20 protein-coding genes are annotated in these 15,231 nt (G+C 28.7%); 4 read left to right on the plus strand and 16 right to left on the minus strand.

What is annotated here, in order from left to right:
* Positions 1–59: 59 nt before the first annotated feature.
* Complete coding sequence (locus tag ACQ3F0_RS07545; protein WP_428864556.1) at positions 60–878, minus strand: CPBP family intramembrane glutamic endopeptidase; 819 nt, start codon at positions 876–878, stop codon at positions 60–62.
* A gap of 587 nt (positions 879–1,465) precedes the next feature.
* Between ACQ3F0_RS07545 and ACQ3F0_RS07550 the strand changes: the two genes are divergently transcribed.
* Positions 1,466–1,813 (plus strand): TIGR04076 family protein, encoded by a 348-nt coding sequence (locus ACQ3F0_RS07550; RefSeq protein WP_428864557.1) that lies wholly within the window; start codon positions 1,466–1,468, stop codon positions 1,811–1,813.
* Between the two features lie 340 nt (positions 1,814–2,153).
* Here the strand turns inward: ACQ3F0_RS07550 and ACQ3F0_RS07555 are convergent, their stop codons facing one another.
* The 6 genes from ACQ3F0_RS07555 to ACQ3F0_RS07580 form a co-directional block, all read right to left on the minus strand.
* Positions 2,154–2,867: a hypothetical protein gene (locus ACQ3F0_RS07555; protein ID WP_428864558.1), complete on the minus strand. Its 714-nt coding sequence runs from the start codon at positions 2,865–2,867 to the stop codon at positions 2,154–2,156.
* A gap of 176 nt (positions 2,868–3,043) precedes the next feature.
* Positions 3,044–3,580: a hypothetical protein gene (locus ACQ3F0_RS07560; RefSeq protein WP_428864559.1), complete on the minus strand. Its 537-nt coding sequence runs from the start codon at positions 3,578–3,580 to the stop codon at positions 3,044–3,046.
* A gap of 332 nt (positions 3,581–3,912) precedes the next feature.
* On the minus strand, positions 3,913–4,635 hold the full coding sequence (locus ACQ3F0_RS07565) for a hypothetical protein (RefSeq protein ID WP_428864560.1): 723 nt from the start codon (positions 4,633–4,635) through the stop codon (positions 3,913–3,915).
* A 178-nt stretch (positions 4,636–4,813) separates the two neighbouring features.
* Positions 4,814–5,038: a hypothetical protein gene (locus ACQ3F0_RS07570; protein WP_428864561.1), complete on the minus strand. Its 225-nt coding sequence runs from the start codon at positions 5,036–5,038 to the stop codon at positions 4,814–4,816.
* A gap of 570 nt (positions 5,039–5,608) precedes the next feature.
* Positions 5,609–6,337, minus strand: coding sequence for a hypothetical protein (locus ACQ3F0_RS07575; RefSeq protein WP_428864562.1), 729 nt, complete (start codon positions 6,335–6,337; stop codon positions 5,609–5,611).
* A complete protein-coding gene (locus tag ACQ3F0_RS07580; protein ID WP_428864563.1) occupies positions 6,324–7,163 on the minus strand; it encodes an ATP-binding cassette domain-containing protein in 840 nt (279 codons plus the stop codon). Before ACQ3F0_RS07580 ends, ACQ3F0_RS07575 begins: the two co-directional genes overlap by 14 nt.
* A gap of 671 nt (positions 7,164–7,834) precedes the next feature.
* Here ACQ3F0_RS07580 and ACQ3F0_RS07585 point away from each other — a divergent pair.
* On the plus strand, positions 7,835–8,407 hold the full coding sequence (locus ACQ3F0_RS07585; protein WP_428864565.1) for a GNAT family N-acetyltransferase: 573 nt from the start codon (positions 7,835–7,837) through the stop codon (positions 8,405–8,407).
* 88 nt (positions 8,408–8,495) lie between these two features.
* On the opposite strand, the gene ACQ3F0_RS07590 is transcribed toward ACQ3F0_RS07585, so the two are convergent.
* The 3 genes from ACQ3F0_RS07590 to ACQ3F0_RS07600 all read right to left on the minus strand — a co-directional run bounded on the left by ACQ3F0_RS07590 (position 8,496) and on the right by ACQ3F0_RS07600 (position 9,797).
* Positions 8,496–8,801, minus strand: coding sequence for a peptidoglycan-binding domain-containing protein (locus ACQ3F0_RS07590; RefSeq protein ID WP_428864566.1), 306 nt, complete (start codon positions 8,799–8,801; stop codon positions 8,496–8,498).
* Positions 8,802–9,083: 282 nt separating this feature from the next.
* Positions 9,084–9,308 carry a DUF2922 domain-containing protein gene (locus ACQ3F0_RS07595; RefSeq protein ID WP_428863358.1) on the minus strand — a complete coding sequence of 75 codons (225 nt, stop codon included), beginning with the start codon at positions 9,306–9,308 and terminating at the stop codon, positions 9,084–9,086.
* A 261-nt stretch (positions 9,309–9,569) separates the two neighbouring features.
* On the minus strand, positions 9,570–9,797 hold the full coding sequence (locus ACQ3F0_RS07600) for a DUF1659 domain-containing protein (RefSeq protein WP_428864567.1): 228 nt from the start codon (positions 9,795–9,797) through the stop codon (positions 9,570–9,572).
* A 381-nt stretch (positions 9,798–10,178) separates the two neighbouring features.
* On the opposite strand from ACQ3F0_RS07600, the gene ACQ3F0_RS07605 reads away from it, so the two are divergent.
* Together ACQ3F0_RS07605 and ACQ3F0_RS07610 are read left to right on the plus strand one after the other, a co-directional pair.
* A complete protein-coding gene (locus tag ACQ3F0_RS07605) occupies positions 10,179–10,511 on the plus strand; it encodes a DUF5320 domain-containing protein (protein ID WP_428864568.1) in 333 nt (110 codons plus the stop codon).
* Positions 10,512–10,590: 79 nt separating this feature from the next.
* A complete protein-coding gene (locus ACQ3F0_RS07610; protein ID WP_428864569.1) occupies positions 10,591–10,983 on the plus strand; it encodes a DUF134 domain-containing protein in 393 nt (130 codons plus the stop codon).
* 23 nt (positions 10,984–11,006) lie between these two features.
* Here ACQ3F0_RS07610 and ACQ3F0_RS07615 read toward each other — a convergent pair whose 3' ends face one another.
* The 6 genes from ACQ3F0_RS07615 to ACQ3F0_RS07640 form a co-directional block, all read right to left on the minus strand.
* Positions 11,007–11,168 carry a YvrJ family protein gene (locus tag ACQ3F0_RS07615; protein WP_428864570.1) on the minus strand — a complete coding sequence of 54 codons (162 nt, stop codon included), beginning with the start codon at positions 11,166–11,168 and terminating at the stop codon, positions 11,007–11,009.
* Between the two features lie 70 nt (positions 11,169–11,238).
* The gene (locus tag ACQ3F0_RS07620; protein WP_428864572.1) at positions 11,239–11,838 is read right to left on the minus strand and encodes a hypothetical protein; all 600 of its coding nucleotides are present in this window, start codon (positions 11,836–11,838) and stop codon (positions 11,239–11,241) included.
* 186 nt (positions 11,839–12,024) lie between these two features.
* Positions 12,025–12,771 carry a Fic family protein gene (locus ACQ3F0_RS07625; protein ID WP_428864573.1) on the minus strand — a complete coding sequence of 249 codons (747 nt, stop codon included), beginning with the start codon at positions 12,769–12,771 and terminating at the stop codon, positions 12,025–12,027.
* A gap of 495 nt (positions 12,772–13,266) precedes the next feature.
* Complete coding sequence (locus ACQ3F0_RS07630) at positions 13,267–13,656, minus strand: hypothetical protein (protein ID WP_428864574.1); 390 nt, start codon at positions 13,654–13,656, stop codon at positions 13,267–13,269.
* 171 nt (positions 13,657–13,827) lie between these two features.
* Positions 13,828–14,079, minus strand: coding sequence for a hypothetical protein (locus ACQ3F0_RS07635; RefSeq protein ID WP_428864576.1), 252 nt, complete (start codon positions 14,077–14,079; stop codon positions 13,828–13,830).
* Between the two features lie 332 nt (positions 14,080–14,411).
* Positions 14,412–15,035: a hypothetical protein gene (locus tag ACQ3F0_RS07640; RefSeq protein ID WP_428864577.1), complete on the minus strand. Its 624-nt coding sequence runs from the start codon at positions 15,033–15,035 to the stop codon at positions 14,412–14,414.
* Between the last annotated feature and the right edge of the window lie 196 nt (positions 15,036–15,231).

Below are 15,231 nucleotides of genomic sequence, written 5' to 3' on the forward strand. Positions count from 1 at the left end.
TAGGAGGGTTATTTATATGAAGTGCTTTTGCAAAGAACAATTATATATAATTAAAGAGGCTAACACACTAGCCCTCTTCTTTTCCAAAAATAGAATGCGATTATTGCATATACTATAGCTAATCCTATTCCAAATTCTGTTGTAAACATCTTTGTATATCCTTTATCTATTGTTATAGGATCAAATACTGCTTGAATAAAAAGATTATGAGATGCATGGATTATAACTCCAGTCCATAAACTTCCGGATTTAATTCTTAACCATGTTGTAATAAAACATACTGCAAAAATAGATATTGTAAAGGCAACCAATGATAAACCTATTGATACTCCATTATTATAATCACTAAAAAGTAAAAAAGGATAATGATATAAGTTCCAAATTACAGCAACTATTATAGAAGTTTTTGTATATGAATATTTTTTTAGCAGCTCAGGTACAAGAAAACCTCTCCATCCTATCTCTTCTCCTACAGCCGAAATTGCACTTCCCATGACCCCTAGAGTTGCAAATAGTAAAAATTTAGTTATACCCGTAGGCACATTATTGATTCCAATTGTAGTTAAATCAAGTCCTCCAATTCCACTTATCCATGCTATTGAATATACTACTAATCCTGAAAATAAAGGAATAGCATAGCTTATACCTTGATATTTCAGTTTTCCTATTTTCCACCCTAATCCTTTTAAATTTCTATCAAATATGATTTTTGTAATAAATGCTGATATTGCTGGCATCCACATTGCAATAAATACATATTGTTCATTTCCTTCAAGTGTACCGGTACTAATTATCTTATAATATGAAAAAGATGTTAACACAAATACCAACAATATAAAAACAATTACTTTTTTATTAAATTTCTTTATAATATCCATATTTCTCCTTTCATTTAATCCTTATACTTCTATTATACATATTGGAGTTCTCTTTTTACTTACGAAAATCTTACAAATTCCTTAAGAAATACAAATGCATATATCCCCACAAAATACCACCATGTGGAAATAAAACCAAATTAGTCATTGTAAGATTAATTGATGTATATATCATTTATGTTGGCTACTTATCGATTTATTTCTCAGGTTTAGTTGCTAATTTAGTAACATTATTACTTGTCCATTATATGTATAATAGGAACTAAAATAATTATTTCATATTCACTATTTATACAAAGTTTATAAAAAGCTCCTTACTCCTAGAGACCATATTAAGGATATATAATGCCCTAAGTTGCTCATGGACAACTTCTGATATTTCTACAAAAGTCGGTTAGGGTTAAACCCTCTTGCGAGAGAACTTGATAGCGAGCTTGCTAGTATAAATTCAATTTTATTTACATAATTACTGGAATTATAATCCATAAATTATGTATAATAAGAATATAAAGTATTGAACAATCGTATTATTATGCGAGTGAGTTGTTTATTAAACTGCGTGATAAATTAGACATTGGAGGTTAATCATGAAAAAATGGTATGATGAAGAGTACGAATTTGAAATTGAGGTAACTGGATTTCTTCGCAGTGACCATACAGAGCGGTACTGCCGAAACGGCGAGGAAGTGGGGGATAAGTATACCTGCACCTATGGCTGTCCCGTAAATTCGGATGGACAGGGTATCTGTTCCAAGGTTATGATGATTATGTTCCCAATCATGGAGTCGGTCAGAAGTGGCGGAGATTTAGAGAACATTGGCGGCAATAGTAAATATAGCAAGGACATTGTATGCCCAGATGGCTGCGTCATGTTCAGGCTGACGGCAAAGAAACTTGACAATGAGAATTTTTTTAAGGGGAAGTTTTTTGATTAGTTTTGATTTTTATTGTGCTCAGTTTGAAGATAAGCCGAAATATATAAATTCCAATTTATCAATTAGAATTTATGAACAACCTTAAATTATTAGGATTAAGAAGTAAAGTGGACAAATTAATCTGTCCACTTTTATACGTTCTATTATCAACACTGCTTTAAAACAGAGCCTAATTATAAAAACTTTTACACATTTATAATCTATACTATTTTTCATTCTTTTCTTAATCTCAATACCATGAGCTATTATAAATATAATCAGACAAGCTTAAAAACAGGTAAACTCATTTCATTCTCCTTAATTTCTATACTCATATGGATAATAATAGTTTTAATGAAACCTAAAATTGATTTACCTTATTGATAAATTGCACCTTTTGATTATCATTAAATAAAGTAAATTCAAAAGGCCATGTACTTGAAACAAAGCTTAAATCTTCATCCATTTCTTCTACAAAAAATTCTGCTGTAATAGTCTTTCTCTCTTTACCATGTAAAACAAACTTTTTACTAGTCTGAAACTCATTATCTTTTAGTTGGATATTTTCATGTATAAACTTTTTAAAATTCTCGGGTATTACTATAGCAATATTAAACTCTTGTGATTCATTACTACAATTTTCCAACTCTATACTACTAGTAACTATTAAATTATTATCTTGATCTTGTCCAACACTCAAACTATTAAAATCATTGTCACGATAACAATATATTGCATTTAAGTCTTTTGACATCCCTTTTATGAATTTCACTGTATTAGTAGATAAATGAAGACCAATATTCAAAATTATTAACGTTATAATAATTCTTCTTATTCTCGTTTTTAAAAGTCTATAATCTCCATTTTTATTAATGCTTTTAAGTCCATAATAGATTAATAGTATAGGGACTAACCCTGCATAAAATAAAGTTCCCCCTCCTATTTTAATAGGCTTTAATATTCTTTCAATTAAGATAGTTGGATTGTTATTTGTATTATAAATTGAAATGAAAGCAACTATAATTAAAATAACACCTTGTATTTTTTTGGTTTTTGGTAAAATCTTATTTTCCATAAAATTATCCTTTCAAATGGCAATTGCTATTTTTTCTTGTTATTAAAAAAAGATAAAACTAAGCCTATAACTATATATTAAAACTCATTACGTTCACCTACTATATAAGTTTCTTTCTAGCAATATCCCACCCGATGCATTTTCTGAGAATATGTATTTCCCAAAGTTGATTTCTATTAGTTACTCACATATATTTCTTTACCATCTTTATCGAAAATAATAAATCTCTGTATTTTTGCATCAACCATATCATCTCTTTTAAAATAAATAATAGCACCTTTTTTATTATTAAAAAATTCACTTCCTTCAACGAGTCCATTTCTAGTTTTTATTTCTATTTTTACTTTATATGCTTTATGTAATATATCACTACTTTTAATTATTATCGTGCCAATAGTAACCCTATTATCACTTCCCAATGAAACAAGGCTAGTTGAAATGGGATCTTCATTTCCACTTTCAACATTAGTACTTTTTATTGCATTAAGTATATCACTATCTTTATAAACAGATAAAATAACAAGACCTGTAACATTTATTTTTTCATATAAAACTAGAGTTGAACTATCCTCATTCTTAAATGTTATTGGTGTCATATTGTTTTCAATTAAATATTTTTCAACTTCTTCTTTTGACGGAAGGGTGAAAACATCTTTTTTATAGCATCCAACTAAGATAGTTAAAATACAAATAATATAAATTATTTTTTTCATATAAATTTTCTCCTAATATTTATCATAAATATTATATTTTCAAAACAGACATTATTCTTAATTATATATATAATTCCATAAAAATTTCATTATCTTGTAATTCATTATTTATACAAATCCCAAGATAAGTAAATGCTAAAGAATTTGTTTATCCTCACCAGTAAAATAATACCCTCCTGATTATGAGCGCACTAACTAACAATTATTCACTTTTTTGATGTTTGTTAACTAGCAATGGTACTATTTGCGAAAAACTTTGCTGACGAACTTGCTTTTAATCTGTAATATCTTAAACTGAACAAAACTATGATAATTAGAAGCATAGATTTTTCTTATCCAGCAGTTGGTAATCCCAAAACTATCCTAGCAATTTTATCATCATCTATTAATAATACTATTCCTAAACAGAGTCCATTATCATTTTCACCTTCAAAATAAATTCCTTTCTGGTATTGATATGTTTCAATATCATTACGTAATGATTTGACTACTACTTCCATGTGACTATGACTATCATAATTAATTTCTGTTATTTTTTTATTATAATATTTAGCTATTTTTTCTGGTGAATCACCAACTTTTAGATTATTAAGGAAATTCCTATTTAGTTTATAATTATTGGTTGTTATATCTACTCTAAAGACTTCATCTTTTTCATTAATAGAAAACGGATTATCCGAATCTCCACTACATCCTAAAACAAATTCAATGCCATCGTAAATTAAAATTGCAAAATGTCCATGAATATACACACCATTTTTATTAATAATATTCTTTACTTTCTTTGGTTGTCCAAAGTTTTTGATAATATTTTCATATGAAGTAAACGTTTCTTTTCCCTCTATCAGTGTATCTAAATAATTTATCTCTTCACTTATACTAGAATCCAAATTTTCTCTTTCGATTTCTTTCAACCGATTATTTAATTCTATTTTTTCTTGTTTTAATTGTAGTATTTGTTTATTTAGGTTACTTACATATTTTTGGTTCATACCATAACAACTAAACAGTACTAAACATATTAATATTCCTATAATCAGTAATTGTTTCTTCATATTTTTGCTCCTTTAAAACTATAATTATCAAGTTAACTCTCAAATATTTATGGAATTTCCCAATACTAATGAATAAAGTGTTGATTTTTCAGCTCTTATTAAAGCATTAGAATTTGACCAATTATTGCACTAATTCAACTATAGATTATTAGCATTAATAGGTAGTTGCTCGTGCTTGCTATTTGTTATTCATACGAATCATGATTTCAATATATAAGTCATCAATATCCACGGAAATTGCATTCTTAGGAATACTTATTATTTTAGGACTTCCTAACATAACTCTTCTTAATAAACTCATTTTGTTTAAAACTTCTTTCATATTTGATGGATATATTCCAATTATTTTATTTCCATTGTCATTATAAATGAAAACTTCTTCTACTTCAGTCCAACTTAACATATCTGTTTTAGCATATGCAGAATTAATATTTATTTTAATAACATTTGAGCATCTATCAAAAAAACAATTGCCTTATAATCACTATTTATGATTATAGCTTGATTGATTTAGTATTATTTAAAATTGCCATTTTAAACATTTGTAGCATGTCCATATCACAACTGCTACTCCTACTAAACGGGAAATGTTTTGTAAACATTCTCCATTTGATAATGACGATACCAATGTAAATTATACCATATTAAGTATAAAAATATGATAATTCCCAAGCATATTTCTTCAATATTATCTACTTAATTGGTTAACAAATAAATATAGCCAAATCAATTTAGTTAGCGAGTATTATATATATTAACAAAACTTAATCTATGCAAGGCCAAAATATCAGGTATTATTTCGTTTTGAACCTATTCATAAACTTCAAGAACACAAAAATACACTCAATCAAATGAGTGTATTTTTTAAACCTATTTAGTCCTATTTTATAGTATCCATCAATGCTTCTTCTACTTTTATCATACACGTTCTTTTTTACAGTTTATGATAACTCTTTAGGATTAAACTATATGTTTAAAACTTATTTCTTTTTAGAAAATTCAACTGAAAAAAAATAAATATACCACTATAAACACTTATATAAAGTATTGCAACTCCTACATCTTTAATAATAAAATGTTCTTTTCCGGTAAACCACTCAAAAGTATTGAACAAAGGCGGAAAAATCCATGTTAGAAAACGAGTAAAAGGTATTTCTATATTCATTGGTATTTTTATTATGCTCATTAATGCAATTGCAACGGTTAGCATAATAGCCATTTTTCTTTCCTTCATAATTCTTGGATGTAATAAAGTTCCTGTTGTTACTCCTAATATTGATACAAAAGAATGGAAAATCAAAGCGATACCTAAATCACTTATAGTAATATCCGTACTATAAAGTTGAGATTTTCCAATTATGTTTTTAATTATTGGAAATATAACTCCAATAAGACTCATTGTCATTCCAATGAACACAAGAAATAAAATTTTGCTAACATAATATATATTTTCACTTCTAGCCTTTAATATCAATAATTGTTCAGATATTGAATCCTCTATTTCCATATAAGTTAACCCTATCCAAACCATTAAGTAAAACAAACATCCCATTGATAAAAGAAAGTTTGACACTACAGATACATGAGTAGTGGAATAAATTGAATAAATCCATATTAGCCATACTAAAAAAGGGATTATAAACTTATTCGATTTTATATAAATTTTATAATGATATATTAATAAGTTCTTAAGCATATTCACTGTACATCCCCCTTAATAGATAACCTTCTTCTATCATTTTTATAATTAATTCATTACTTTTTTCTCTTTGAACGACCATTTTGATTTTTCCATCATAATTTTCTATCTTTTCAACCATATCCTCTATATCAGAGCTAATAATTTTATGCTCATTTGATTTTAAAAAATTTAAAATATCATATTCTGTTTTATATAATTCGCTTAACTCCTTATATTCTAATTTTCCATTCTTTATTTCATATACAACATCAGATATTTTTTTTACTAAAAACCTCTCATGGCAAGACATAATGATTGTAACTCCATGTTTATTTAATTCATTTATTAATTCAATAAATACATTTTGTGATTCCATATCTTGCCCAGATAATGGTTCGTCTAATAATAAAACGTCCGGCTTTGTCATAATGGCTTGAATAACACTCACTTTTTGTAATGTTCCTTTTGATAAATGCTTTAACGAAATATCTATCATTTCCTTCATAAAAAATTTACTAAATAATTCTTCGCTTTTTTGTTCTATTACTTGAGGAGACAATCCGTCTATTAATCCCATATGTTTTATATATTGTTTTGCAGTAATATTCATCTTTGGGAAACGTTCAGGAACATAATTAAATTTTAAATCAGCACTATAACTTATTTGTCCTGAATTTATTCTTGATAATCCACATATAATCTTAAGAAAAGTACTCTTTCCACTTCCATTGTGACCTAGCAAAGCAATTGACTGTCCTTTTTCTACTACAATATTAATATCATTTAAAACTTTTTTTTTACCAAAGCTTTTTGATACATTATTTATTACAATTAACTTATCACCCAATACCATATTCTCCTTTATATGATTATATATTCATACATAATATTAAAATTTTGATTGTGAGATTCACTCAACCTTGAATTAGCAAGTGAGTTAAACAAGTTTGTCTCACTATGGTACCAGTCATTTCTCACATTATGTCAAAAATTTAAAATCTATTCCCAAAATATATCACCACAAATTTTTAGCTATAATTTTAAAATTATAGCTTCATTTAGTAATATTTTAGCTGCCCATTATAAACATAACTAGTCCAGTTTCAAAAAAAATACTCTTTTAAAACTACTATACACTTAAACCTAAAATATTAACTTTAAACCAATTACTTTAAATTAGTCTAAATTATGACGTAATCCACGAACTATTATATCACAAATAATAGCACACACTATATAATTTACCATTTATGGATTGAAAATTTAGCATTACAATTAATTTCATTATTGTTTCCTTCAAATTTTACTTTCAAAAAAAACATCGTTAATTAAATGGATCTTAATATTTCCTACACTCTTATATACAAAACTATTTTAGTTTCTGCACACCTCTTGTATAAATTATTTATAGATATTTCATTGATAATATTATCTATATTGTGTATAATTTTAAAAACAGAAATTAGTATATTATAGGTATTTGTAAAGTATACTTAAACGATTATAAGGAGGCTAACTATGTATTTTAAAAAGCTAATTGGTGATAAAGTTTATCTATCTCCAATTGATAAAAATGATTATGTTAAATATACTGAATGGGTAAATGATATGGAAGTCGCTATGGGAATGATATTTTCAACCATGTTAATTGATGAAGAATCTGAAAAAAATACATTAGAGCGGTTAGCAAAAAGCGATTTCAATTTTGCGGTTATAGACAATGAAACCAATGCAGTTATCGGAAATGTTGGTTTTCCAAACATAGATTATATAAATCGCACTGGAGAAGTAGGAATATTTATTGGAGCTAAAAATTATTGGGGAAATGGTTATGGTCAACAAGCATTGGAATTACTTCTTGACTTTGGATTTAACTTACTTAATTTGAACAACATCCATCTTAAAGTATATTCATACAATAATCCAGCAATAAGCTGCTATAAAAAAATAGGATTTAAAGAAGCAGGTAAACTAAGAGAAGCTAAATTAATTGCCGGGCAAAAATATGACGAAATTTATATGGATATACTAGCTAATGAATTTAAATCCCCATATATACTATCAATTCTCAAAACAAAACTTAACTCATAATATCTTATAGTACCCAACAATAGGACAACTCAAATTTCAAAGTTGTCCTATTTAATCATTAAATAATCAACATTTTTCTAACACAATCTCACCCAAACAATTTCCCCCAGCTAACCTCTCCTACAAGTCCATCAACCATAATCCCACCCTCTCTCTGAAACTCCCTAATAGCTTTCTCAGTATCTTCCCCAAAATACCCATCAACTCCACACTCTCCAACATCATATCCAAGCTTCGTTAACATCTGCTGAATCTTCACAACAACTCTATCATATTTACTGCTATTCTTCTTTATTAAATATCCTTTTGCTGCATGATGTAGTATTATTTTATCCGGCTTATTTCCATAACTCATATTACTCATAAACACCAAATTAGAATCTATAACATCCATTCATTTCCCCTCCTATATAAAGATAAATATTACGTAAACTTAATCTATACATGTACAAAATCTCAGGCATTAATGAGTTATGGCCTTGGATAGATATACAGTTGACGTTGTTCATCTAATCATTGAAAAACACCCACCATTAGTGAGTGCATTATGCTAATTATATATTTATGTTTTATAATCATTTTAGCAACAGAAAGAATATATTGCGTAAAAGGTATTTAAACAAACTTTAGAAATTCTTAGTGAAGTGAACTACCTTTCTAGCTATATATTTCTTATCTATAGTTCATTATCAAACAAATCAGTTTCAGTTGTTTCAACTATACTCGCTGCATCTTTTGCGGATAAAACATCTGGACCAAAAGCAAATATATCTTTTGCAATAATAGTATCCATAAGCGCCTCAGCATCAGCTTTTGTAATACCATCCTTAACATCAGTAACAGTCATAGATTTTGACTCCCCAGCAGCATCTTTGAATTTCATAACTAGTTTTTTACTCATCTTATATACCCCCAATAGTTTTAGTTTAATATGTATTGCACTTTTAACAAACGTAGTGACAAGTTACAAGTGATAAGTGACAAGTTATAGACACCTTTCACAAGTGAAAGCTTTTAATTAACTAAAGATAAAAAAACCTTTTCCCATATCAAATGTTCATTTCACCAGTAAGCGAAGCTAGCAGAGGCTTAATCAAAGATTTTCTGTAAGAAAATCATCATTAACTTGTCACTTGTAACTTATCACTTGTCACTAAAATAATTACATTCCCTCTTCAAGTAGTTCAGCATCTACTCTTCTGATTTCAAAGACTGGATGTGCAAGAACTTCTTTGATAGCATTTGCAACATCAAAAACAGCTTGATCTGCTGCATCAGTTTTTACCTTAGAAAAACTTTTAGTTCTTAAAACATCTTCACCTTCTTCATTTTGACCAGTGATTACTCTGAAAACTAAATCAGATTTCAATTTTGTTACTTGAACTGCCATGTAAAAACCCCCTTTCTCAGAGTCGGCTTAAGGATTAGTTCTACTTTGTTTTCAAAAATATCGAATCTTCAATTAAAAGTTTTATTATGAAACTATATTTATATATGTACAAAATCTCAGGCATTAATGAGTTTTGGACTTGTATAAATAATTAGTTGAATTAAAAACTTTATATGTTTTTTGAAAGCAATTAGTAGACCTTATTCTTAAACGATCTCTTTCTTTATTGTCTTTCATTAAGTACATACAAGTTATAAACCTATTTTTACAAAATTTATCTAAATTTTTATTAGAATATTCAAATCGGTTATTGACATATACCCATAATAGATTATAATGAATGTATAGGGTATATGCCCAAAACTTAAAGGAGGTAATTTTATGCCAAGAAGAGATGGTACTGGTCCTATGGGCCAAGGTGAAAGAACAGGAAGAGGAATGGGACTTTGTAATGCAACTAAAGTAGTAGGTGCAATTGGTGGTTTGGGTCTTGGACTTGGTTTTGGTTGTAGAAGAGGATTTGGTAGAAGAGGATTTAGTGGAAGAGGACTAGGTAGAAGATTTAGAGCAAATAATTTTGATTCTTCAGCCAATCAACAAACTGAAAAAGATTTACTTATTGAGGAAAAAGCTACTCTAGAGCAAAGACTTAATGAAATAAATAATCAATTAGACTCTACTAACAATTTAGATACTGTTGACAATAATGAGTAAAGATTTCCATGAATTAAAATGAATGTTATTATAGAAGGTGAAGATTTCTGTAATAATTATTCTAAGGAGGTTTAGTGCAATGGTGAGACCAAAAAAATGGAGAAATGTTTGTTCATTACCAGAAATTAATAAATTCGGTCCTATAGATATATCTGAAAATGTTAATGAATCTATAATAATGACTGTAGAAGAATATGAAACTATTAGACTAATGGATTTGGAGGGATTAAATCAAGTAGAAACTGCTGATACTATGCAAGTGGCACGCTCTACTGTGCAAAGAATTTATAATGATGCTCGTAAAAAATTAGCAGATAGTTTAGTGAATGGTAAGGTTTTAATAATCGAAGGTGGTAACTATAGACTTTGTAGTGATTTTGATAACAAAAGAAATTGCAATGTCTGTAAAGGAAATAGGCATGGACACGGACATCGTCATGGCAGAAAAAACTCACCAGCAGTAGACCTATAAAGTAAAGATGAGAGACAACACTCTCATCTTTTTTCATTTCCCATCACCGTCGTTATAACTACTGTTAAATCTTGAATAGATTTATTGAGAATTTCAATCTTCTTTTCAAATCGAACAAGAAGGTATACACTCACAGCTATCGGAAATCCAACGGATGATACCATGTTAACAAACTCCTCATACACTATCCTCCGCCTCCTCAGAGTCGGCTTAAGAATTAGTAGAAGTTATTCTTAAACGATCTCTTTCATTAAATTAATTAAGTTTTTCTTTCATTCTCGTATATGGGATAGTTCTAAGTGGCCGTAGCTTAAATACACTCTTAATAGAATCCCATGCCCTAAGAATTGCATGTGACTCTGATAACTCAGCAGCCGCCCTAAAGTTTCCCGATGTAATTAGTCCTTGCGTAATATGTTCATTTATACTTGTATCTGAACGATTATCATAAATTTCATTTCCTAAACCCATGGTTCCTGCTATACGTGCTCCAATACGTCCAAAAGTACCTGTATATGTTATTACACCCCATTTCAAAATACTAACACCAAGTACAATATCTTCATTCTCAGATGCTTCCTTACCATACTTTTGTGCATTATTCATCAAATCATTACTCATAGAATTCAAGGTAGATATCTGATTTTTGATTGATTTACCCTTATGTGAGATATTGCTCATTGCCGCAAGAGAAACTTTCCTCATCTCTTCAGTCTCTTCAGCAAGAGTAGCAGTTTGAATTTCTCTAAATCCTGAAGGGTCACTCATATTAACAGCATTATTTTTGCAATACATAAATATATTATGTGATAATAAATCCCCTGTACTACCAACTAAGCCATCTGCATTCAACATGCGACAAAACTCAGGGTTATAGTACCATGATTGTAGATAATGCTACTATTAAAACACATAAGAATATTGTATCTTATTTCATATTAAATAAGGAAGATAATACTTAAAGTCAAGTATACCTTCCTCATTTTTTAACATTTAAAATATAAATATTCATTTTTCTTCATTAAGATATTTACTTTATAGTTAAAAACTCACTATCTCTAAATACCTCTCTAGTGTCTCTTTCACATACTCTGCAACCATTTGAACCATAGCTTCTGGATTACCATTTGATTCATGATATGCTGTAAAGCAATCATAATATCTGCTTCTATCTCCGAACTTCACATTGATAGCAGGATAACCTTCCTTCATAAGTTCTAAATTTAGTAACAATCTACCCGTACGTCCATTACCATCAATAAATGGGTGAATACCCTCAAATTTTAAATGAAATAATGCTACACGCTCTACCGGATGCATTTTTTTTATCATTTCTTCATATTCTAAAATCAACTCATTCATTTGAACAGGTACAAGGTAAGGTTGTGGTGGTTCATGAACAGCTCCCATAATTCTAACTGGTAATCGTCTATATACACCTTTATCCTGTTGCTTATCAATCAACACCAAGCTATGAATATCTTTTACCACTTTTTCTGAAAGTGGGATTTTCTGTTTGACAAGATCTTCTACATAAAAATATGCATCTTTATGCCCCATTACTTCTAAATGATCTTTTAATGGTTTCTTAGAAATAGTAATACCCTCATTAATAATAAGTGCCGTTTCCTGTAAAGTTAGAGTATTCCCTTCGATAGCATTAGAGTTGTATGTGAAATCAATTAAGAATTCATCCCTTAATCGCTCTACTTCACCTTCTGTAAGTGGACGACATTTATTTAACTGTAATAATAAATCATCTATTTTTCGGAATATTATATTACTCATTTTATAGACCTCATTTCTGCTACAATTGCTTTTATACTATTATATCTTAATTTTCATTACATATCCATAAATTTCAACTATATAAACTTTAAAATAATTGTATATATACAATTATTAGTCCTAGACTTATATTCCTACCCCAATTTGGATTATAGTACGGTGTAACTTGTTGCATGTTCTACATAATATAAGTCCTATCTATATTTCTAATTATTTCCCATTTAATTATTATAAGTCACATTTGTAACATAATCTACCAAAGTAGTTTTGAAATAATAATGCTATCAGGTTCTCCATATTCTTAATACAATACTTGTTTATTGTGCATATTAGTAAACCCAGCAGAAAATCTATTACTTAAAATTCTACTGGGTTAATGTTATTTAATTAGATATAGCTAACTTGTGAAGTAATTACAAAATTTGATAAGTCAGCAGTACTATAGTGACTCATACTTATTTGGGTCACTTGCTTAATTCAATAACTAAATTAACATTACAAATTTAGTAACTGTATATTTTTAAAATGATTCATTATCTCACAAATCAACCTTTCATCATCGGATTTTATAAACAGAAAAGTGCTATCAAATACCCCTATTGATATGTCCGAACCAACTTTCATCATTGTTACATGATAAAAGTATTGTTCATCTTCCAATAGTAATGGGAATATTTCGTTATCACTTACAAAACATCGCTCTCCATTATTGAGCTTATCTTCTATTTGGCAAATTGCTTCCCCATAGCCATAAGCTCCTCGCACAATTTCCCATTCACCTTTTAAGACAACACCATCGATACTATTTACTATTTTTACTAAATAACCTAATTCTAAAATATACTTATTATTATCTACTTTGTCGAATATTCGCAGCTCTTTCACTAATTAATCCCTCCATTTACTCGGCAATATGGTCCCACGGCAAAGGGTCACCTTTCCTATATCCCCCTCTAGGTGCTTTATTAGGGTTATTTGGTGTAAGTTAATGTTGATGTGGATTTGTATGATGTTGCGAATCACCATTGTCAGTAAAATCAATATCTATTATTGCTGTTATTCCTTTGTTATTGTTATTGTACCTGTACTGTCATTTATATCTTCCGCATCACTTGAACTATCTGCATATGTGACATGATGATTTCTATATTCTTGTATCGCCACATCTACAATTGCTACAACTGTTAATATCGCTACCGCTGCTACAGCTACAGTTATTACAGCTCCTACTCCAGCTAATAGCGATCCCCAAAAATATCCATTTAGGTCAACTCTATTTACAGGTTTATTACCACAATACGCAAACATATTACAAGATAATAATTCTCCTGACGGATTTCCATCCTCGCATCGCTATACGCTCTTCGTTGTTAACCTTCTGTCAACAACCTTTCGACGTCTTTCTGAGTTCATGCAATGACCTAAGTTGCTCCTGGGTTAAAAACACTTTATGAAAATTACAAATTTATTTCACTATTACTCGCTAAGCTATATAATCGATTAAAAATGCCTAGATTAAAATGTTAATATTTTTGAATTATTCTTTCATATCCCAAGCATTAGATTTTAAAGATTTAATAACCTATTTATCGCCTTTATTTATCCCTCTCTCAAAATATTATATATATTTACTATAGTTTCTAATAGTCTTCATGAAATAGTATTACTTCCTCATCTTTACATTCAGATAATTTAAATTTCAGACCAAGCTTTCTTAACTTTACAACATCATTAAAATCTGATATATACATCGTAGCATCTCTATCATGAGCTACAGTATAAAACCAACAATATCCCTTAGAAAAAAAACATAAATCATTCGGAAAATATGGATGTCTCCAATTAAATAATCCTTTTACATCTAGCAGATAACTCTTTACTTCACTACAAATTTTATAAGTACATATATCTACACTACTATCATTACTAAGAAAAGCTATTTTTGAACTTGGCCATTCAGTTGGATGATTTCTAATTTTTATCAAATAAGGTTTCAACTTTTCTAAAAATACCTCTGTATTATTTTTAAAAATACGCTGATATTCATACGCCTCTTTTTTCCTTTGTTCAACAATATCTAAGAACACCAAATACTCTTCTTTGCTATCATATAAACTCTTATCTGCTAAAGCAAATCTTGATTCAATATCTTTATTATTCCTATATGTTACTAACATAAATGTATCTGATTTTTGAAAAGCAAAACCAATTAACTTTTTATAAGTATCAAGTTCTAATTCTTCATCAATATTTACAATATACATTTTACTCAACTCCTTTTAAATGCTTAATAAAATGATGGATAATACCATATGTGAGGATCTCCATGTATATTTTGATACGTAGGATCGATATGAAAGTGAGGATAATGTCCAGGTATCCCATATTTTTCACGTTTCATTTCCTGATAGCTTCCATGAAACTTAGAAGTAGGATTTTTAAGAAAATCGATAGTACTAT

Origin of the sequence: Clostridium sediminicola, from assembly GCF_050402865.1 — a bacterium.
Classification (GTDB): domain Bacteria; phylum Bacillota; class Clostridia; order Clostridiales; family Clostridiaceae; genus Clostridium_AF; species Clostridium_AF sediminicola.

Coding starts and splice junctions, on each gene's coding strand:
- ACQ3F0_RS07620 (WP_428864572.1), bottom strand. CDS start 11,838: ATGTTGAATGCAGATGGCTTAGTTGGTAGTACAGGGGATTTATTATCA.
- ACQ3F0_RS07640 (WP_428864577.1), bottom strand. CDS start 15,035: ATGTATATTGTAAATATTGATGAAGAATTAGAACTTGATACTTATAAA.
- ACQ3F0_RS07600 (WP_428864567.1), bottom strand. CDS start 9,797: ATGGCAGTTCAAGTAACAAAATTGAAATCTGATTTAGTTTTCAGAGTA.
- ACQ3F0_RS07625 (WP_428864573.1), bottom strand. CDS start 12,771: ATGAGTAATATAATATTCCGAAAAATAGATGATTTATTATTACAGTTA.
- ACQ3F0_RS07635 (WP_428864576.1), bottom strand. CDS start 14,079: ATGTTTGCGTATTGTGGTAATAAACCTGTAAATAGAGTTGACCTAAAT.
- ACQ3F0_RS07570 (WP_428864561.1), bottom strand. CDS start 5,038: ATGTTAAGTTGGACTGAAGTAGAAGAAGTTTTCATTTATAATGACAAT.
- ACQ3F0_RS07565 (WP_428864560.1), bottom strand. CDS start 4,635: ATGAAGAAACAATTACTGATTATAGGAATATTAATATGTTTAGTACTG.
- ACQ3F0_RS07610 (WP_428864569.1), top strand. CDS start 10,591: ATGGTGAGACCAAAAAAATGGAGAAATGTTTGTTCATTACCAGAAATT.
- ACQ3F0_RS07605 (WP_428864568.1), top strand. CDS start 10,179: ATGCCAAGAAGAGATGGTACTGGTCCTATGGGCCAAGGTGAAAGAACA.
- ACQ3F0_RS07550 (WP_428864557.1), top strand. CDS start 1,466: ATGAAAAAATGGTATGATGAAGAGTACGAATTTGAAATTGAGGTAACT.
- ACQ3F0_RS07585 (WP_428864565.1), top strand. CDS start 7,835: ATGTATTTTAAAAAGCTAATTGGTGATAAAGTTTATCTATCTCCAATT.
- ACQ3F0_RS07545 (WP_428864556.1), bottom strand. CDS start 878: ATGGATATTATAAAGAAATTTAATAAAAAAGTAATTGTTTTTATATTG.
- ACQ3F0_RS07560 (WP_428864559.1), bottom strand. CDS start 3,580: ATGAAAAAAATAATTTATATTATTTGTATTTTAACTATCTTAGTTGGA.
- ACQ3F0_RS07595 (WP_428863358.1), bottom strand. CDS start 9,308: ATGAGTAAAAAACTAGTTATGAAATTCAAAGATGCTGCTGGGGAGTCA.
- ACQ3F0_RS07555 (WP_428864558.1), bottom strand. CDS start 2,867: ATGGAAAATAAGATTTTACCAAAAACCAAAAAAATACAAGGTGTTATT.
- ACQ3F0_RS07590 (WP_428864566.1), bottom strand. CDS start 8,801: ATGGATGTTATAGATTCTAATTTGGTGTTTATGAGTAATATGAGTTAT.